The organism is Allobosea sp. 05T439 (assembly GCF_056396005.1).
The window spans coordinates 15,174-33,167 of the sequence record NZ_JBFTKP010000033.1; the positions used below are offsets into that span (position 1 = coordinate 15,174).

Genomic DNA, 17,994 nt, shown 5'->3' on the forward strand with positions numbered 1-17,994 from the left:
AACGATGCAAGCCTTCATGCTCTCCTCCGAACGACTCTTGGCCTTCTGCGTGCCGAGGCGCGCGCTGATCAAAATGGGGCGATGGCGACACCCCAGGGGTAGCGTCCTACCTTCACTGACTTGGTGACACGCAGTTTCTCGACATCGATGATCGAGACGTCGTTCGATGTGCCGTTCGTCGTGAAGAGCAGCTTCTCGTCGGGCGTGAAGGCGAGCTGCCAGACGCGCTGCCCGACCAGGAGATAGCGCTCCACTTTCAGGGTTGCGGTATCGACKACGGCGACGCGGTTGGCCGGCCCGAGCGCGACGAAGGCTGTTTTGCCATCCCTGGTGATCCGGATGCCGACGGGCTGGATGGCGTCGGCGTTGACGCCATTGATCTGGAACGACACCTTGCCGACGGGCTTGCGCGTCTTGACGTCGATGACGCTGACCGTGCCGCCGATCTCGGAGCTGACCCAGACCTGCGATCCGTCCGGCGTGAACTGCGCATAGCGCGGGCGGGCGTCGACCAGGACATGGTCGGTCGTCTTATTGCTTCCCGTGTCGATGAAATGCGCCATGTTCGTCGTTTCGGAGGTGTTGACGAGAATGGTCCCGTCAGGGCTGATGCCCATGCCCTCGGGCTCGACACCGACGGGGATTTCCGACAGGACCGAGCCCTTCTCGATATCGACGACGGTGACGATATTGTCGTCCTCGTTGGCGATATAGAGCGGGTTGCCTTTCGGATGCAGGGTGAAGAGCTCCKGGTCAGGACCCGAGGGCAGATTCTTGACGAATTCCAGGGTCTTGGTGTCGAAGACCTGCACGACATTGTCGTCGCTCGCGCAGATCAGCAGCCACTCGCCGTTCCGGGCCAGCACGACCCCGCGCGGACGTTGACCGACCTTGATGGTCTTGGTCACTTCCAGCGTCGTGCTGTCGATGACGCTGACGGTGTTGTCCTTTTCATTGGAGACGAACACCGTGTAGGCGTTGGCTGTGGATCCGAGCAGTAAAAGCGCGCCCGCCGAAAGAAATGATGTGAGCCGCATGGTGTTCCGTTTCCGATGATGATGTCGAAAAACCAGGACGCGATTGGCTTCAGGCTCTGACTTACTCTCCTACAATCTGCATTTCGTTTCCGGCCGGTCGAGCCCGAGCGTATCCAGCGTCGAGAACTGGTGCAGAAAGCCCGGCTGCGGCGAAACCGAGACCGGGAGCTTCGGCGTCGCGATCAGGATCGGTTCGCGCAACTGGCCGTTCCAGTCCCTGAATGTCAGTTTCTGGCCCTTGAAGCCTGCCACGTCGAACTCTGCGGAGCGCAGATAGGCCGCGATCTCGGCAAACGCGGTCGAGCGACGGCGCGCTGCCGCCTCGCCGATGCTGCGGATCGCGAGCCAGGCATCATAGTCGAGCGGGCGCATCGTCCGGTTCGCCGATCGCCTGAAGCGGTTCTGGAACTGGGTCGCTCCCCATTGTTCGAGCGCGGGATGCCAGCTTGTCGCCGTCAGCCCCTGTGTCCCCACCACCGGTCGCGCCTCCCAGGTCCGAAATGGGAAGTACTCGCCGAACAGCCCGGCCTCGTCGGCCACGACCACGACGTCATGGGCCGCCGCATTCTGCGTGAAGACCGGGATCTGCAGCTGAATCTGTTCGTGACCGCCATCGGCGCGCCGCGAGCCGCCTTCGTCGGAGAAAACCCGCTCCTCGACAATGCGGCCGCCGAAGCGCTTTGCCGCGCGTCGCACCGCCCCGGCGAAGGCCTCGTCCTCTGGCCGCGTTCCGAGAACCAGGAACCAGCGCCGCCACTGTTTCCAGACGAGATACTGCGCCAGCGCATCGGCGAGCATCGCGCGTGACGGGGCGGTATGCAGGACATTGGCGCGGCAATCCTCCTCGCGCAGGTTTTCGTCCGGCGCGCCGGCGTTGAACAGCAGCACATCCTTTCCCTTCAGCGCGTCGGCGAGCCTGAGAACGGTCTGGGCGCGCACGTCGAGCACCAGAAAATGTTGCCCCGCGGCGACGCGGCTTTCGGCTTCGACGAGCAGTTCATCGGCCTTGGCGCTCTCGATGATGTCCAGGCGAAACTCCTGGCCGAGAAAACGCCCCGTATTGGTGTTGTCTGCAATGGCGAGCCGCGCGCCGGCGATACCGTCGTCGGGCGGCGGAATGTCGAGCAGCGACAGCGGGAGAGGGCGCTCCTGGATCTCCCGGACGAGCAGGATGCCGATCGTCCTGGCCTCCGTCGGGGGCGCTGATTGCGCAAGCGCCTTGATCGGCCCACCGGCGAGCAGCATCACGCTGAAGACCAGAAAGATGGCCGCAAGGCGCAGCATCCCGGCCTTCAGGCGAAGGTCATGGCGATGGGCCTCGCAATCCTCCATGCGCGGCACTCCCCGATGGGCGAAGGCCAGCTACAGCCGTGCGCGTCGCCCACGCCCTCCAAAGCTGCGCCCAGCCGCAATCGACGTCAACCGGGGCACGGCTCGGCAAGCCGATGCCTGGCCGTTCCACAAGGGTGTGGAGTGCCGACCTGCGCCTGAGCCACTGCATGGGTTCGGAGCGCGCGCTGAGAGGACATTCGAAGGCGACTCCGTAAACGCTCACGGGATTCACGTAGTTTGCTTTTCGCTCCAAGCCGAAAAAGCGGGCCGTAAATCCGAGCCGACGTTGGCTGCGGGATACCTATCGCAAGGGTTGTCGCGAGGTTCCTCTGTGCCGGCGACAGTATTCGATTCGATCCTAGGGCGATCGTAATGAGGATTCTCTCAGGAAACGCGGCGCGAATCCGATAGGCCATTCTTGCCGCGGACCGTGAAGGCAGCAACGCCAGGTCCATGTCGTCAAGCTGGTGATTGTGAAGCCGAATTTGGGCGTGTGGGATAAGTAAATATGTCACACCCATCGCTGCTTTGCGGTGGGAAGCAAGTTGCGCATTGAGCGGGATCAGTCTTCGACGGATGCTGGGTGTGGAATTCGCAGCATGAATCGCAAGAAAAGGGGATTGCGATGACACTCAACCACGCGAGGGCCTGCGGCTTCACCTTGTCGATGGTGCTCGGGCTCGGCAGCGTCGTGGCGCAGGCCGCCGATCTGCCGCCCCCGACCACGCCCGTGCCGCCCGTGATGACTTCGGCATGGACCTACCGATTCACGCCCTATGGCTGGCTCATTTCGCTCAACGGAAACCAGACCGTGAAGGGGCGAACCGCGAAGGTTGATGCCAGTTTCATCGATATCGTCGATGCCACACTCGGAGATGGGGGCACGCTGTTTGCCCTGATGGCGGATATCGAGGCCCGCAACGGCCGGTTCTCCCTCCTCGGCAATTTCGCCGGGCTCAAGGTCAGCATCGATCGCGGTAACGTCAGGACGCGGAGCGTTACGCCGGATATCTCGGGCGCGATCGGCGCGTCCGGCGATGCCAAGACCTCGATGGCCATCCTTGAAGCTGGGGCCGCTTACGAGTTCGCGCGCTACGGATCAGTCGGCTTCGACGTCCTGGCGGGCGCGCGCTACTGGTATCAGCGCGCCGATATCTCCTTCGATGCGGGCGCGACCGTCGATGTCGGCGATCTCAGCTTCGGGCGCAATGTCGCGATCGCCCGTTCCGGCTCGGTGGATTGGGTTGACGGTTTTGCCGGCGCGCGCATGCGGATCGGCGTCGCGCCGGGCCACGAAATCTTCCTGCGTGGCGACCTTGGTGGTGGCGGCAGCAAATTCTCGTGGCAGGGCATTGCAGGTTACAGCTTCGATTTCGCGGAGAAGAACGGCATCACCTATTCGGGCATCCTCGGTTATCGGGCGCTCTACGCCGACTATGCCCAGGGAGAGGGACGTCGGCGTTATGCTTTCGATATGTTGATGCATGGCCCGGTCGTCGGGCTCAGCCTGCGGTTCTGAAGCAAGGCCAGGATACCGGTTCCTGGCGGCGGGCCGACGTTCTCGAGGTGACAACGCGCGGCAGGGACGCCGACCGGGAGCAATTTCCTGACAAGAGAGGCCTGCGCGCACACGCAATCGGAAGGGGAGATGCGGATGAGGACCGAGCTTTCTCTCTTCGTGGGCACCTTCACGACCTTGCTTGCCATCATCAATCCGTTCGAGGTCCTGCCGGTCTACCTCAAGCTGTTGTCCGGCAAGGATAACGCAACGCACCGCACGGTCGCCCTGAAAGCCTCGGTCTACGCGCTGCTGCTTTGCTTCTTCTTCTTCATTTTCGGAACGCTCCTGCTCCGGATTTTCGGCGTTCCGCTCAGCATGGTGCGGGTCGTCGGCGGCATCATCCTGATGAAGATCGGCTTCGAGCTGTTCATGCCGAAGAAATCTGGCGACGATCTGGGTCTCTCGGGCGCCGATACCGGCGAAGCGAACATCGCTTTCGTGCCGCTGGCGATGCCGATCATGTTCGGTCCCGGCGGCATCGCCACGATCATCGGGATGACCGCGACGATCAAGGATTCATCCAAGGAAATCCTCTCGTTCATCGCCATTTCTGCGGCAATCCTGGCAACGATGTTCACCACCTATATCTGCCTGATCTATGCCGAGAAGCTCACGCAAAGAATCGGCCCGATGGGGATCGACGCGATCACGCGCATTGTCGGGTTCTTTGTTTCCGCGATCGGGGGCGGCCTGATTTTCGACGGCGTGGTCGAAGCTCTGGAAATGCATGGCATGACCACTTTGCACTGAGCGACGTCTCCGTCCGGGAAGCGTGCCTGCGAAAAATGGAGGGGCAAAATCTGTTATTGGGCAGGGCGGCTTTTGCCCGCGCTGCGAGGGCAGGCTCGGAACAGGCCGCGGCCGGCTTMAAGCGGGCGCCAGCTTCGGCAGGCGGCGGCGGACATGGGCGGCGAGACCGGCGATGTCGGGCGCGGCGTTAAGCCGGCGCAGCCCTGGCTCGCGCTCCGCGCTTTCGAGCGGCCGTCTGATGGGCGTCTCAAGCCTGCCGCGCATCGAGTGCGTCGCGTAGTCCATCTCCGATGAAGTTGAAGGAGGTCACGGCGAGCGTGATCGCGGCGCCGGGGATGATTGCCAGCCAGGGTGCGCTGGTCAGGTAGCTCTGCGCGCTTTCGAGCATGTTGCCCCAGCTCGGCGTCGGCGGCTGGATGCCGAAGCCGAGGAACGAGATGTAGCTTTCGGCCAGGATCGCGTGCGCAACATTGAGCGTGGCCGCAACCACGATCGGCGCGACCGCATTGGGCAGCAGGACGCGGAACATGGTGCGCTTGCTGCTGGCCCCGAAGGAGACCGAGGCCTGTACGAATTCCCTCGTCTTGAGCGAGCGGATCTGCGCCTCGACGACGCGGGCGACCTCCATCCAGGAGGTCATCGCGATCAGCAGCACGATCGAGGGCACGGAGGGCTGGATCAGCGCCGAGACCGCCAGCAGCAGGAAGATCGAGGGGAAGCACAGCATCGCGTCGACAAAGCGCATCAGCGCGGCGCCCAGGGCCCCCTCGTAGAAGCCCGCGACCAGCCCGACCACGACGCCGATCGCCATCGCGATCGCCATGGCGGAAAAGCCGACGGCGAGGGAGATGCGGCCCGCCATCAGGAGCCGCGCGAGGATGTCGCGCCCGAGCGGGTCGGTGCCGAGCACATGCGGGCCCGAGAAGGGCGCCGCGAAGCGGGAGCGGATGTCGATGAAGGTGTCGGTATAGGGCAGCAGCCACGGCCCGACGATGCAGGCGAGCGTCAGCAGGGTGATGGTCGMAGCCCCGAAGACCGCAAGCCTGTGGCGCCGGAAGCGCCGCATGCCCGGGCTGTTCCAGAAGCCCGGGGCGGGCGCAAGCATCGGTTCGGCCATGCTCATGAAGGGCGCCTCTCGCTCATCGGTGACATCCGGCTCATCAGTGGCTTCCGGCGATGCGCGGATCGGCGACGCCGTAGAGCAGGTCGGCGATCAGGCTGCCGAGCAGCACCAGCATGGCGGAGAACATCAGGATGCCCATCACCACGGGATAGTCGCGGTAGCTGATCGAATCGAGGAAGAGCCGGCCCATGCCCGGCCAGGTGAAGACGGTCTCAGTGACGAGCGCGCCCGACAGCAGCGTCGGCACATGCAGTCCGGTGATGGTGATCATCGGCAGCAGCGCGTTGCGCAGCACATGCCGCAGCAGGATGGTCCGCTCCGGCACGCCCTTGGCGCGGGCGGTGCGCACGTAATCCTGGTTGATCACGTCGAGCATCGAGGAGCGCATGTAGCGGCTCCAGACTGCCGTCGAGACCAGCGCCAGCACGATGCAGGGGCCGATCAGGTGATGCAGCTGGTTCAGGAAGGAGCCGTCGCCCACCGTGTAGCGGTTGCCGGCGGGCAGCCAGCCGAGGCCGACCGAGAAGACATAGATGATGACGAGCCCGAACCAGAAGGTCGGGATCGAGAGCGCGATCATCGCGCCGATCGTCGCCAGCGAGTCGAAGATCGAATAGCGCTTGATCGCGCCGAGGATGCCGACCCAGGCGCCGAGCAGCATGGCGAGCAGCGTCGAGGTCAGCATCAGCTCCAGCGTCGCCCCGATATGGGAGGCGATGACGTGCAGCACCGGCTGCTGGTCGCGATAGGAGCGGCCCCAGTCGCCGCTCAGCATGCGCCAGAGCCATTCCGCATATTGCACGGGGAGGGGTCGGTTCAGGCCGAGCTGTTCCGCGATGCGGTCGAGATCGGCCTGGGTCATGTCGCCACCGGCGGCGAATTGCGAGAGCGGCCCGCCTGGCGCCAGGTGCAGGATGGCGAAGCCGATCACCGAGACGATKAGCAGCAACAGCAGCGACTGGCCGAGGCGGCGCAGGAGGAATCCGATCATGGCGCCGTTCTCCCGGCCGCTCCGCGCTTCATGTCACTTCGCCCGTTCAATCACTTCACCCGGTGCCAATCACTTCGCTCGGTGCCAATCACTTGGCCCAGTACCAGCTGCCCATGTTCCAGGCGTTCTGGCGCTGGTTGATATTGGGGCGATAGCCGATCAGGCCTTCCTTCACGCCCTCGATCGGCGCGTATTGGAAGATCGGCAGGATCGGCAGCTCCTCGCGGACGATCTCCTGCAGCCTGAAATAGATCGCCTTGCGCTTCTCCTGATCGAAGGTTTCCTGGCCTTCCTTCATCAGCGCATCGGCCTCGGCATTTTCCCACTGCATGTAGTTGCCGCCGCTGCCACCCTTCACCGGAATCGCATCGGAGGCGAAGCGCGAGGCCGGGTCGGGGTCGACGCCGGTGCGGAAGGTCGTACCGACCAGCAGCGACTCGAATTTGGAGCGCACGTAGAACTCGCCCCAGATCACCGCTGCCGGCATGTTGTTGATCGTCATCTTGGCGCCGACCTGCTGCCAATCCTGCTGGATCAGCTGCTGGCATTGCTCGCGCAGCTGGTTGCCGGTCGTCGTCGAGACCGCAAACTCGAGCGGCACGCCGTTCTTCATTCGCGTGCCCGAGCCGGAACGTTTCCAGCCGGCATCGTCGAGCAGCTTGTTGGCCCGGGCAAGATCGCGCTGCTGGACGGGGAGGGCGGGGTTGAACGCCCAGGATTCGCGCGGCGCGAAGGATTCCGTCGGCTTCGGCACGCCATAATAGATCGCGTCGATGATCGCCTGCTTGTCCATCGCCGCATAGAGCGCGTGCCGCACGGCCTTCTCGGCAAAGACCTTGTTGCCGAGATTCGGCATGATGATCTCGAGATTGCCGCTCGGCGCGACCGCGACCTTGCGGCCGGGAAGCTTGATCGCCTCCTGGTAGAAATTCGCGGGAATGCCCGAGATGATKACCAGGTCGACCTGGCCGGTGCGGAACTGGGCATAGAGCGCCGTCAGGTCCGGGATGTATTTGAGAACCGCCTTCTCGAGATAAGGGCCGTCGCCGTGATAGCTCTCATTGGCGACGAGCGTGATGTTGTCGCCGGGCTGTCGCGTGCCCCAGCGGAACGGGCCGGTGCCGACGGGAGCATTGTTGAACGGCGCCGTATTCGGGTCCGCCGCCTTGCCCAGGATGTGCTTGGGAACGATATGCGTGTTCGCCAGCATCGCGAGATAGGGGGCGTAGGCCTTCTCCATCCGCCACGAGATCTCGTGCGGGCCCTTGACCACGATATCCCTGACGAAGGCATGGCCGACGCGCGTGCGCGCCTTGAAGCCGGCGGTGTTGATCAGTTCCAGCGAGTATTTGACGTCCTCGGCGGTGAAGGCCGTGCCGTCATGCCATTTCACGTTGTCGCGGAGCTTCACGGTCCAGGCGAGGCCGCCTTCCGAGATGCCGCCATTCGCCTCGCTCGGCACCGCGAGAGCGAGATCCGGGCGCAGCGTGCCATCGGGCTCGGCGACCCAKAGCGAGTTGAAAACGCTGGTCCAGACGACTTCGTCGACCTCGACGCCCGGCATCAGCGGGTTGAAGGAAACCGGTTCCTGCGAGAGCCCGACCACGACGACGCCGGTCGGCTTGGCCGGCGGCGGGGCGGTGGGCTTAGTCGCCGTCTGAGCTCGTGCGGCAAAGCCGAAACTCGCGGCAAGCGCGCCGGCGCCGAGGCCGAAGAGATCGCGCCGGTTCAGGTTCCAGTTCGAAAACCGCCGTGGATCGTGACTGTCTCGCATCGTGCTTCCCCTCTCCCAAGGCAACCGCTTTCAGCGAATGCGCTGAAAGGCATCATCATAATAATGAACACAAGCGGCAACCCATTTTCATAATGGGCGTCATTCGGCTAAAAATCTTCATCATATGATATCGTGCGTCAAGGTCTGAGGGCGCTCCGGTCTGTGGAATTTGGCCGGTATTACAAGCAATGCGTTGTATTTAAAGGGTAATTTTATAAATCATCGGAATTTCATCAAAATAGTTGCGCGGGCATTTTCATCATCATATCGTTTGCGGGCCTTCAATCGCTTCCCTGGGACCCCATGCCGGATACAGTGCTGCCCGCCGAGAACGCCGACATCGACAGCGACGAGCAGCTCGAGGCCATGAGGATCGGGCAGCGGCTGCGAGCCCTGCGGGCCGAGCGTGGGCTGACGATCCTGGAGTTGGCGGCGAAGGCGGGCGTTTCCTCCGGCAGCATCAGCCAGATCGAACGCGGCGCCTCCAACCCGTCGGTCAGTACGCTGCAGAAGCTGCGCGCCGCGCTTGGCGTCACGCTCTGGTCGTTCCTGGAAAGCGACGCGGCCGAACCGGCCCGCGAGTCGCAATATGTCCGGCGCCAGGCCAATCGCCCGCGCATCGTCGTCGGCACCAATCAACTGACCAAGGAGTTGTTGTCGCCGCGCGACAACAACGAGCTGCGCTTCATGATCCTCACCGTACCGCCGGGCGCCGAGAGCGGCAGCTTCCTGAGCGGGCCCGGCGACAAGGGCGGCTATGTCCTCTCCGGTCGGGTCGAGCTCAGCATCGGCGACGAGGTCTTCGAAATCGGGGAGGGGGACAGCTTCCAGTTCCCCAGCACCATTCCGCATCAGGTCGTCAACCGCTCCGCGAGCGAGGCGAAGCTGATCTGGATCATCAATATCCGGGAATCGCACCTGTAGGGCGATCGTATCAGGCGGGGCCGGCAAGGCCGCCTTCGCCTGCCATTCCAGCAGACCCAGAGGAAACATGATCACGCGTCACGAAGTCACCGGCCGTCTCAGCAAGGTGCTGGTCGCCAATGGATTTGCCTTCCTGTCGGGCCTCACCGCCAAGGACCGCAGCGGCGGCGTCAAGGAGCAGACCGCCGATATCCTCGCCCAGATCGACGCCTATCTGGCGATGGCCGGCACGGACAAGACCCGCATCGTCGTCGGCAACATCTGGCTGAAGGACATCAGCACCTTCAGCGAGATGAACGCGGCCTGGGAAGCCTGGGTCGACCCGAAGCAGCCGCCGGCACGGGCGACCGTCGAGTCGCGCCTGGCTGCGGACGACATTCTCGTCGAGATCCAGGTCCAGGCCCTCGTCTGAGCCTCAACGTCCGCCGCGCGTGATCGCGGCGGACTTTTTTCGCGTGTCCCCAAATCCTCGCGTCCTCCAGCGCAAGCGGTCCGCCATGCCTCAGTCATCTGCCCTTCCGAGCGTCGTCCCCGGCGACCCGTCCTGGTGGTTCATCGAGGCCATGAGCGCTGAAGCAGGCCGGCCGGATTCAGCGCCGCTGTCGGGCAGCATCACGGTCGATGTGGCGATCGTCGGTGGGGGCTTCACCGGGCTGTGGACGGCGYTGGCCTTGAAGGAGCGGGCGCCACAGCTCTCGGTCGCGCTGATCGAGGCCTCGCGCTGCGGCTCGGGGGCAAGCGGCAAGAACGGCGGCAAGGTTTCGGGCTATTGGGGCTCGCTTGCCGGGATGGAAGTAAATATCGGCTCAGACGGCGCGCTGGCGGTCGCCCGTTCCGGAGCCCGCGCCCAGGACGCGATCCGCGCCTTCGCGACGGCGCCCGGTCGCGATGTCTGGTGGCGCGACGGCGCCAGCATCCGCGTCTCGGCCTCGCCGGCGCAGGATGCCAAGATCAAGGGGTATGTCGAGACCGCGCGGCGTCTTGGCGTGCCGGATATGGCCCATGAGCTCTCGCCCGACGAGGTGGCAGCCTATTGCCGCTCGCCGGTGTTCCGCGGCGGCGTCTACCTGGCCGAGGGCGCAACCGTTCAGCCTGCCAGATTGGCGCGCGAACTGCGGCGGGCCGTGATCGATGCCGGCGTTTCCGTCTTCGAGAACACCCCGATGGTCGCGCTCGATGCCGGCACGCCGAGCCGCGTGCGAACCCCGGATGGCGAGATCATCGCCCGGGAGGTCGTGCTCGCCACCAATACCGAGCTGGCGAAGCGCCCGGAGGTGAAGCCGCATGTCAGCGTGTTCTCCTCCTTTGCGCTGATGACCGATCCGGCGCCCGAGAAGCTCGCCGCAATGGGCTGGACCCGCGATGAAGGGCTCGCGGATCTCAGGATGTTCGTCCACTATTTCCGCAAGACGGTCGACGGGCGCATCCTGATGGGCTCGGGCTCCGGCCCGATCAGCTTCGGCGGCAATGCCCGCGATCCGCGCCTGACCACCGACCTCGCCTCGGCCGCTCGGGCCGAGAAGGGGCTGCGCAGGCTGCTGCCGGGCTTCGCCGATGTCGGCATCGCCAAGATCTGGGGCGGCGGCATCGACGTCTCGTCCGATCGGCTGCCCTTCTTCCGCACCGTGCCGGGCACGCGCGTCCATTATGGCTGCGGCTATTCCGGCCATGGCGTGAACCCGACCTATATCGGCGGGCAATGCCTGGCCTCGCTGGTCCTCAATGCCAGGGACGACTGGGCGAGCCTGCCGCTGTGCACCCGCAGCCTTCCCTCGCTTCCGCCCGAGCCGTTCCGCGCCGTCGGCGGCCGGCTGGTGCGATGGGGCATCATTGGATGCGAGGAGGCCGAGGAAAGGGGCGAGCGTGCTGGCTCCGCGATGAGCGCCGCAGCGGCGATCCCAAAACTCTTCGGCCTGCGCATCGGAACGCGCTGAGAGCCGCGCTCCGATGATCTAACCCTTTGTGTTTGCATCGGCTTTCCCGAAAACCGCAATCCACCCTTCGGGCCGATGCTTTAGGTTTTTGTGTCCGCATCGGCTTTTGGGGCCGATGCTTTAGCCCAGCCGGACCTTGGCGACCTTGTCCCGGTAGTCGTCCTTGGGGTCGACGCCGAGCAGCATCTTGATGCCGGCAACCAGGTTGTTGGCGTTCTCCCAGATCTCGGCGCTGCTCGGGTCGAAGCGCAGCAGGGCGAGATTGGGGTCATCCTTGCCGCCTTCGAACCAGGCCGCGATGAAGCTGTTCCAGAGCCGGTCGATGACCTGGCGGTCCATGTCGATCATGAGATCGCCCTCGACCGAGACGAACAGGTCATGGCCCTTCGAGACCAGGCTGAAGGCCGCGGGCTTGCTGCCCGACAGCGCCTTGACCAGCTCGGTGTCGCGGGAGGCGAAGAACCAGATGGGCCCATGATCGGCCTCGAGCTGCGCAGTCATCGGGCGGGTATGGCCCTGCTCGGAACCGGCCAGGCCGAGCATGACGGTCATGTCGGACTTCAGGGCCTTCCAGAATTTTGCTTCCAGTTCGCTTGGCGTCGGCATGGCATTCCTCCTGCTTCCCTTGCGTTGAACGGCCGCGTGATGGCCATGTTCGGGGTGGTCCCCGCTGGCGGCGGATGCGCGGAAAAACCCCGCGGCGAGGCCGCGGGGTTTCCGGTTCCGCCCTCAGACGACCGGCGGACGATAGGCGGTGCCGTTCTCGTCGAAGCGACTCCAGCCGGCGGCGCGGTATTCGGCCTCGCGGGTGGAGCGATCGATCGGCGTCGCTCCGTCCATGATCGCGACGACGGTGGCTTCGTGCTCGGGCTCGGCCCTGACCGCAATCACCGTGCCGCCGCGGCGCACCGTCTCGGCATGGTATTCGGCCTCGTCCTTGTCGACGCCGGCGCTGGTAAAGGACCCGACGATCCCGCCGGCCGCCGCGCCGGCGACCGCCCCGGCCGCGGTTGAGGCGAGCCAGCCGGCTGCCACCACCGGGCCAATGCCCGGGATGGCGAGCATGCCGAGGCCGGCGAGCAGACCGGCCGCGCCGCCGACGCCGGCGCCGATCCCGGCGCCCTCGGCTGCATTGCTCTCCTCGGGTTTGCTGTGTCGGCCGACGAGGCTGACATCGCGACTGGGAACGCCTGCGGCCTCGAGTTGCTCGACGACCGAGAGAGCGGTTTCATAGCTGTCATAGGAACGGGTGATGGTGCGGGTCATGTTCAACTCTCTTGCTTTGAGAAAGCGGGAGGCGCGATCTGGCGCCGGGCGAGCCGGCGGCGAGTGATCTGCGCTCAGTGATCTGGCGCTCAGTGGCGGACGATGTTGCCGCGATAGTCGACGGAGACGTCGACCTTGGCGCCGGCATTCATGGCCGTGCCCTTCCAGACGCCGTTTGCGTCCTTCTTCAGGCCTGTCACGTTCGAATAGCCATTGGCTTCAAGGCGGCTCTTGGCCTGGCCTTCGGTGAAGCTGTTTGCGCCCGGCAACGGGGCGTTCTTGTCCGCCTCTGCCTTTGGTGCCGGCATTGGCGACGTCGTCGAGGTCTGCGCAAGCGCTCCGAAAGCAGTCGTCGAGGCGATCAAAGAGGCGATGAGAAGCTTTTTCATGGTAATTCTCCGCAGGTTCGCGATTGTACGTCCTGATGTCGTATCAACCGGCACCCCCGGCAGAGAGTTCCGCAAATAAATACTTCTGATGGGTGGAACACATGGCTGCGTCGTCGGTTTCGCCAGCGCTATCCTGAAATCGCTGGAGGACACCCGATGGCCACAACACCGAAGCCACTCGATGAGCTGTTTCACGACATGCTCAAGGACGTCTATTACGCGGAAAAGCAGATCCTGAAGGCGTTGCCGAAGATGGCCAAGGTCGCCACTTCGCCCGAGCTCAAGAAGGCGTTCGAGACGCACAGGGCCGAGACGGAAGGCCAGGTTGAACGCCTGAGCGAGGTCTTCGATCTGATCGGCAAGGCGCCGCGCGCCAAGACCTGCGATGCCATCCTCGGCATTCTCGAGGAGGGCAAAGCCGTGATGGAGGACTATGCTGACAGCCCGGCTCTGGATGCGGGTCTCGTCGCCTCCGCGCAGGCAGTCGAGCATTACGAGATGGCGCGCTACGGCACTCTGAAGGCATGGGCGCAGCAGCTCGGCCACAAGGATGCCGTCAAGCTGCTCGACGCGACCCTTGCCGAGGAGACCAGGACCGACAAGGCCCTGACGCAGCTTGGCGGGCCCGCCAATTCCGCAGCGGTTGCCAAGGCGGCCTGAGCGAACGGCCGATCCGGCCCCGGCGGCCAAGGCTGCCGGGGCCGTTTCTTTGGCTCGATCTCGCACAGGGGGCGCCCGATGCCCTTGTGCTTCGGCCAATTCCATCCATATACCATCCCTATGGATGGTATATGGATGACCAGATGAAAATGCCCGATAGCGAAAAGCTCACGCTCAATCTCGGCTTCGTCGATCTCGGGCGCATCGACCTGCTCGTCCGGGACGGGTTCTATTCGAACCGCTCGGACTTCATTCGCACTGCGGTGCGAAACCAACTCGCGACCCATGCCGATGTCKCCGCGCAGGCGACGACGCGGCTCTCTCTCGAGCTGGGCCTGCGCGTCTTCACGAGGCGCGATCTCGAAGCGGCCAAGGCCGCCGGCGAACGCCTCGAGATCCGCGTCCTCGGCCTCGCCGTCATCGAAGCGGATGTCTCGCCGGACCTCGCGCGGGAGACGATTGCCTCACTGACCGTGCTCGGCGCGCTCCATGCCGCCCCCGAAATCAAGGCCGCCCTGGCCGACCGACTGGCATGAAAAGGCACAGCGACATGAACATCCGCATCCGCTCCGCTGTGGGCGAAGCCATGACACGTCTGAGAGGCGCCGATGTTGCAGGCGCGACTGCGGCCATTCAGCAGGCGCTCGCCGGGCGGCCTGTTCAGCCCCCGCAAGAACCCGGCGGCGACGAGACGGGGACGGCCGGGTCGATCGTCCCGCGCCGCCTCGGTGACGTCTTGCAATCGCTTCGGACTGTACAGGCGCGCGTCGCCGATCAGCCCGGCACGGCGCGTCGCCAGCCTGGCCCGGCAGAGGAGGACGGGCGCTTTCGTTCCTGCAGCTTTCGCAGCGCCGCCGGAGCTCTGGCCTACAAGCTCTACGTGCCGGCGGATCATGCCGGGCGCGAACTCGCGCTCGTCGTGATGCTGCATGGCTGCACGCAGGATCCCGATGATTTTGCGCGGGGAACCCGGATGAACCGGCTCGCCGACGAATTCGGCATCATCGTCGCCTATCCCCACCAACCGCGTTCGGCCAATGCCCAGGGCTGCTGGAACTGGTTCGATCCGCGTCATCAGCGGCGGGGGGCGGGAGAGCCCGCGGCTCTCGCGGGCCTGGCCCAGGAACTCGCTGCCGAGTTTGGCATCGATCGCGCGCGCGTCTTTGTCGCCGGCCTGTCTGCGGGCGGCGCGATGGCCGATGTGCTGTCCTCGACCTATCCCGATATCTTTGCCGCCGCCGGCATCCATTCCGGCCTTCCCCATGGCGCCGCAAGCGACGTCATGTCGGCCTTTGCGGCGATGAAGGGCAATGCGAAGCCGATATCCCGGGGGACGGGAAGCGGCGCCCGGCAGATCATCTTCCACGGTACGGCCGATGCCACCGTTCACCCCTCGAATGGCGAGACGCTGTTTGCTCGGGCTAGCGCCCGCAATGGCGCGCTGGGGGAGTTGACGACCGATGCCGTCGTCAACGGCCGGCATGTCACCCGCACGCTGGTCGGACCCACCCATGGTCCGGCCACCACGGAATACTGGCTGGTCCAGGGAGCCGGTCATGCGTGGTCGGGCGGGGATGGGGCGGGAAGCTTCACCGATGTGTCGGGCCCCGATGCCTCGCGCGAGATGATCCGGTTCTTCCTGGAGACCTGACGGGATCGTCTCTCCTCGCATGCTGGGGGGGGCGGGAAAAGGAGCCTGATGTCAAAGTCGCTGGGGTAACGATCGTGCTTGCTACTGGCCCAAGGGACAGGTCGACAATCCTCGGGACGCCCCCTTAGTTTGGCCGGGCTTAGCCAAGGCAAGTCCAAGCCTACCCTTCCGTCCGGTTGAGGAGCATGTGCTTTGCGCCGTCTTGTTTTGTCTTCGCTCATTTTTGTGATCGGCTTGGCCGTGCCAGCCTTGGCGCACACGGAGGCGAGCGCCTTCGCTGGATTTGCCGAGGGCTTTCATCACCCCCTGACCGGACTCGACCACGTCGCAACGATGCTCGCGGTTGGTCTTTGGGGCGCTTACCTCAGTGGTCGGGCCATCTGGGTCCTGCCGATCGTCTTTCCCCTCGTCATGGTTCTGGGGGGGGTGATCGCTGTCCTTGGCCTTCCTCTGCCTGGTTTCGAAAGCGGAATAGCAGCATCTGCGCTTGTGCTTGGCCTGATGGTCGCCTTCGCCGTGCGCGCGCCGCTCTGGATCGCCGCCGGTCTCGTCGGGGCGTTCGCCGTCTTCCATGGCTATGCGCATGGTCGTGAGGTGCCGGACGCCGCGGAGGCGGTAACGTTCTTCGTCGGCTTCGTTGTCGCGACAGGCCTGCTTCATCTCGCTGGCATCGGGATGGGCCTGCTGACGCGCTGGAACTGGGGCTCGGTCCCCGTCTGCGCCGCAGGCGCCGCCATCGCGTGCACCGGGATCGCCTTTCTGACCGGCACGGTGTGACGCTCATCGAGGCGCGGTGGCACCCAGCCGGATCACTCAAGCCAGTCCTCAGGAGCGCTCGCATGAAAAAGGCAAACTACGCGTCGCTGCTCGCCGTTGGATCATGTCTGGCAGTATCGGCAAGCGCACAGCAGGCTGCTCCGCCTGCGACGAGCCCGTCCGTCGTTTATCTCAACCAAGCTTGGTCGCAGGAAGATCGCGAGTGGTATTATAATTTCTCGCAGGGTTCCGCGATTATTACGTACGATCTTTATCTGAACCTGGAAGTCGCCAACAGCCAGGATTTGTTTCGATCCGACGCGAACAACAAGGCCCACGGACTTACCCCCCAATCCGCGAGCGCCAATAACAGGGATGGCTTGCCGATCGGCGTCACCAAGACCGCTGTTTCTGAAACCGTAAAGGGTTGGCCGGCTGGTGATTATGCTGGTCTGACCTGCGCCGCCTGCCATCAGGGGCAGCTGAACTACAAGGACAAGGCCATTCGCATTGATGGCGGCATCGCGACCGCGTTCGATATACAGAGGATGATTCAGAGCCTGAACGATGCGGTGCAGGCGACTTTGACCGATGCGGCGAAATTCGACCGTTTGGCGGGGCGGCTCGGAGCCACTGCCCCTGACGGGAAGGACAAGCTGCGCAAACGGGTTGAKAGCGAAGCGGAGCGGGTGAATCAGTATGCCACCCGAACGTCCCGCACTTCGCACCCATGGGGTCCCGGCCGCATGGACGCGCTCTCGCTGATCATCAATCGCACGACCGCGACACTACCGGGAATCCCCGAGAACTGGGCGATGGCAATTGCACCGGTCAAACCGCCGTTCCTATGGAACGCTCCGCAGGGATTATGGACACAGTGGGGCGCGTTCGCCCAGAATCCGATCGGTCGCAATTTTGGAGAAACGCTGGGCGTCTACCTGCCGGTTGACCTGAGCTCCAAATCTCCCGCCGAAGGACTGTTTCAGTCCAACGCAGCCATCCTCGATCTTGGGCGGGTCGAGAAGCAACTGGAACGACTGGCGCCGCCAAGTTGGCCGGAAGAGGTGTTCGGCAGGATCGACCGTGACAAAGCGAAGGTGGGCAAGGGCTTKTTCGTGGAGCTTTGCGCGAGCTGCCATAATGCCTGGCCTTATCGCTGGACCGAACCGAACAAACACGGGAAGCAATTCGTCCTCGTTGGACTGACTCCACAGACATATGTAGGCACCGACAGGGCCCAGATCGAGGCGCCGAAGCCACTGGCGTTTACCGGCGAATTGAGCAAATTCCTGCCCCCCGAATTCCGCGGCCAACCGTTCTTGCCGCCGATGCTGTTGAACGCACTGATTGGTGACGAGGTGCGCGGCCTGGCGATTGCAAAGCTCAAGCTCACCGAAGCCCAGCTATTGGACCTGCGCGGTTATCGCGAGCTTCCTACGCCACGCCCGGCGGAACATGTCTACAAGGCTGCTCCGCGGGACGGGGTCTGGGCTACACCGCCATTCCTGCACAACGGGTCGGTGCCCAACCTCTACGAGATGCTGATACCGGCGGCAGAACGCACCAAGAAATTCTACCTCGGCGGCGACTTCGATCCCGTCAAGGTGGGCCTCGATACCACCGCGACGTCCGGGACCTTCCTCGTGGATACGTCACTGTTGGGGAATTCGAACGCTGGTCACTCGTTCCAGAACGGGCCGCGCGGAAACGGCATCATCGGCCCCTTGCTGGCGGAACAGGAGCGCTGGGCGCTTGTCGAGTACCTGAAATCCATTCCGGAGGAGCCCGGCCGCGTGACGCCGTTCGGAGGCCCAGCGCAAGCCAGCCTTCCCCCGAGGCCGTGACC

The 17,994-nt window shown here is 64.3% G+C and carries 18 protein-coding genes; 10 read left to right on the forward strand and 8 right to left on the reverse strand.

Annotation, left to right across the window (positions count from 1 at the left end; genetic code table 11):
• Window positions 1-68: 68 nt before the first annotated feature.
• Both AC1DIO_RS27025 and AC1DIO_RS27030 read right to left on the reverse strand, forming a co-directional pair.
• On the reverse strand, window positions 69-1,037 hold the full coding sequence (locus AC1DIO_RS27025; RefSeq protein ID WP_476854358.1) for a YVTN family beta-propeller repeat protein: 969 nt from the start codon (window positions 1,035-1,037) through the stop codon (window positions 69-71).
• A gap of 69 nt (window positions 1,038-1,106) precedes the next feature.
• Complete coding sequence (locus AC1DIO_RS27030; protein ID WP_441508418.1) at window positions 1,107-2,369, reverse strand: ABC transporter substrate-binding protein; 1,263 nt, start codon at window positions 2,367-2,369, stop codon at window positions 1,107-1,109.
• A 625-nt stretch (window positions 2,370-2,994) separates the two neighbouring features.
• Between AC1DIO_RS27030 and AC1DIO_RS27035 the strand changes: the two genes are divergently transcribed.
• The gene (locus AC1DIO_RS27035; RefSeq protein ID WP_441493137.1) at window positions 2,995-3,888 is read left to right on the forward strand and encodes a hypothetical protein; all 894 of its coding nucleotides are present in this window, start codon (window positions 2,995-2,997) and stop codon (window positions 3,886-3,888) included.
• A 135-nt stretch (window positions 3,889-4,023) separates the two neighbouring features.
• Window positions 4,024-4,680, forward strand: a complete 657-nt coding sequence (locus tag AC1DIO_RS27040) for a MarC family protein (protein ID WP_441493136.1) — start codon at window positions 4,024-4,026, stop codon at window positions 4,678-4,680.
• Between the two features lie 247 nt (window positions 4,681-4,927).
• Here the strand turns inward: AC1DIO_RS27040 and AC1DIO_RS27045 are convergent, their stop codons facing one another.
• The 3 genes from AC1DIO_RS27045 to AC1DIO_RS27055 all read right to left on the reverse strand — a co-directional run bounded on the left by AC1DIO_RS27045 (window position 4,928) and on the right by AC1DIO_RS27055 (window position 8,568).
• Window positions 4,928-5,803: an ABC transporter permease gene (locus tag AC1DIO_RS27045; RefSeq protein ID WP_476854359.1), complete on the reverse strand. Its 876-nt coding sequence runs from the start codon at window positions 5,801-5,803 to the stop codon at window positions 4,928-4,930.
• Between the two features lie 37 nt (window positions 5,804-5,840).
• The gene (locus AC1DIO_RS27050) at window positions 5,841-6,794 is read right to left on the reverse strand and encodes an ABC transporter permease (protein ID WP_441493134.1); all 954 of its coding nucleotides are present in this window, start codon (window positions 6,792-6,794) and stop codon (window positions 5,841-5,843) included.
• Window positions 6,795-6,882: 88 nt separating this feature from the next.
• A complete protein-coding gene (locus tag AC1DIO_RS27055; protein ID WP_441508421.1) occupies window positions 6,883-8,568 on the reverse strand; it encodes a peptide ABC transporter substrate-binding protein in 1,686 nt (561 codons plus the stop codon).
• Between the two features lie 303 nt (window positions 8,569-8,871).
• On the opposite strand from AC1DIO_RS27055, the gene AC1DIO_RS27060 reads away from it, so the two are divergent.
• The 3 genes from AC1DIO_RS27060 to AC1DIO_RS27070 all read left to right on the forward strand — a co-directional run bounded on the left by AC1DIO_RS27060 (window position 8,872) and on the right by AC1DIO_RS27070 (window position 11,426).
• Window positions 8,872-9,492 (forward strand): helix-turn-helix domain-containing protein, encoded by a 621-nt coding sequence (locus tag AC1DIO_RS27060; protein ID WP_441508422.1) that lies wholly within the window; start codon window positions 8,872-8,874, stop codon window positions 9,490-9,492.
• A 67-nt stretch (window positions 9,493-9,559) separates the two neighbouring features.
• Complete coding sequence (locus tag AC1DIO_RS27065) at window positions 9,560-9,904, forward strand: RidA family protein (protein WP_069881941.1); 345 nt, start codon at window positions 9,560-9,562, stop codon at window positions 9,902-9,904.
• Between the two features lie 85 nt (window positions 9,905-9,989).
• Entirely contained in the window at window positions 9,990-11,426 is a 1,437-nt protein-coding gene (locus AC1DIO_RS27070; RefSeq protein WP_441508423.1) for an NAD(P)/FAD-dependent oxidoreductase, read from the forward strand.
• Window positions 11,427-11,546: 120 nt separating this feature from the next.
• On the opposite strand, the gene AC1DIO_RS27075 is transcribed toward AC1DIO_RS27070, so the two are convergent.
• The 3 genes from AC1DIO_RS27075 to AC1DIO_RS27085 all read right to left on the reverse strand — a co-directional run bounded on the left by AC1DIO_RS27075 (window position 11,547) and on the right by AC1DIO_RS27085 (window position 13,081).
• Window positions 11,547-12,032, reverse strand: coding sequence for a pyridoxamine 5'-phosphate oxidase family protein (locus tag AC1DIO_RS27075; protein ID WP_441508424.1), 486 nt, complete (start codon window positions 12,030-12,032; stop codon window positions 11,547-11,549).
• A 123-nt stretch (window positions 12,033-12,155) separates the two neighbouring features.
• On the reverse strand, window positions 12,156-12,692 hold the full coding sequence (locus tag AC1DIO_RS27080; RefSeq protein WP_441493129.1) for a hypothetical protein: 537 nt from the start codon (window positions 12,690-12,692) through the stop codon (window positions 12,156-12,158).
• Window positions 12,693-12,781: 89 nt separating this feature from the next.
• Complete coding sequence (locus AC1DIO_RS27085) at window positions 12,782-13,081, reverse strand: PepSY domain-containing protein (protein WP_441493128.1); 300 nt, start codon at window positions 13,079-13,081, stop codon at window positions 12,782-12,784.
• 156 nt (window positions 13,082-13,237) lie between these two features.
• On the opposite strand from AC1DIO_RS27085, the gene AC1DIO_RS27090 reads away from it, so the two are divergent.
• The 5 genes from AC1DIO_RS27090 (at window position 13,238) to AC1DIO_RS27110 (ending at window position 17,992) form a co-directional block, all read left to right on the forward strand.
• On the forward strand, window positions 13,238-13,741 hold the full coding sequence (locus AC1DIO_RS27090) for a YciE/YciF ferroxidase family protein (protein WP_441493127.1): 504 nt from the start codon (window positions 13,238-13,240) through the stop codon (window positions 13,739-13,741).
• Window positions 13,742-13,884: 143 nt separating this feature from the next.
• On the forward strand, window positions 13,885-14,277 hold the full coding sequence (locus tag AC1DIO_RS27095) for a CopG family transcriptional regulator (protein WP_476768654.1): 393 nt from the start codon (window positions 13,885-13,887) through the stop codon (window positions 14,275-14,277).
• Window positions 14,278-14,327: 50 nt separating this feature from the next.
• Window positions 14,328-15,392, forward strand: coding sequence for an extracellular catalytic domain type 1 short-chain-length polyhydroxyalkanoate depolymerase (locus tag AC1DIO_RS27100; RefSeq protein WP_441508426.1), 1,065 nt, complete (start codon window positions 14,328-14,330; stop codon window positions 15,390-15,392).
• Between the two features lie 225 nt (window positions 15,393-15,617).
• Window positions 15,618-16,169, forward strand: coding sequence for a HupE/UreJ family protein (locus AC1DIO_RS27105; protein ID WP_441508436.1), 552 nt, complete (start codon window positions 15,618-15,620; stop codon window positions 16,167-16,169).
• Between the two features lie 62 nt (window positions 16,170-16,231).
• The gene (locus AC1DIO_RS27110; RefSeq protein ID WP_476854360.1) at window positions 16,232-17,992 is read left to right on the forward strand and encodes a di-heme-cytochrome C peroxidase; all 1,761 of its coding nucleotides are present in this window, start codon (window positions 16,232-16,234) and stop codon (window positions 17,990-17,992) included.
• The last annotated feature ends 2 nt before the right edge of the window (window positions 17,993-17,994 follow it).

Coding starts and splice junctions, on each gene's coding strand:
- AC1DIO_RS27030 (WP_441508418.1), bottom strand. CDS start 2,369: ATGGAGGATTGCGAGGCCCATCGCCATGACCTTCGCCTGAAGGCCGGG.
- AC1DIO_RS27035 (WP_441493137.1), top strand. CDS start 2,995: ATGACACTCAACCACGCGAGGGCCTGCGGCTTCACCTTGTCGATGGTG.
- AC1DIO_RS27040 (WP_441493136.1), top strand. CDS start 4,024: ATGAGGACCGAGCTTTCTCTCTTCGTGGGCACCTTCACGACCTTGCTT.
- AC1DIO_RS27060 (WP_441508422.1), top strand. CDS start 8,872: ATGCCGGATACAGTGCTGCCCGCCGAGAACGCCGACATCGACAGCGAC.
- AC1DIO_RS27065 (WP_069881941.1), top strand. CDS start 9,560: ATGATCACGCGTCACGAAGTCACCGGCCGTCTCAGCAAGGTGCTGGTC.
- AC1DIO_RS27075 (WP_441508424.1), bottom strand. CDS start 12,032: ATGCCGACGCCAAGCGAACTGGAAGCAAAATTCTGGAAGGCCCTGAAG.
- AC1DIO_RS27080 (WP_441493129.1), bottom strand. CDS start 12,692: ATGACCCGCACCATCACCCGTTCCTATGACAGCTATGAAACCGCTCTC.
- AC1DIO_RS27085 (WP_441493128.1), bottom strand. CDS start 13,081: ATGAAAAAGCTTCTCATCGCCTCTTTGATCGCCTCGACGACTGCTTTC.
- AC1DIO_RS27090 (WP_441493127.1), top strand. CDS start 13,238: ATGGCCACAACACCGAAGCCACTCGATGAGCTGTTTCACGACATGCTC.
- AC1DIO_RS27100 (WP_441508426.1), top strand. CDS start 14,328: ATGACACGTCTGAGAGGCGCCGATGTTGCAGGCGCGACTGCGGCCATT.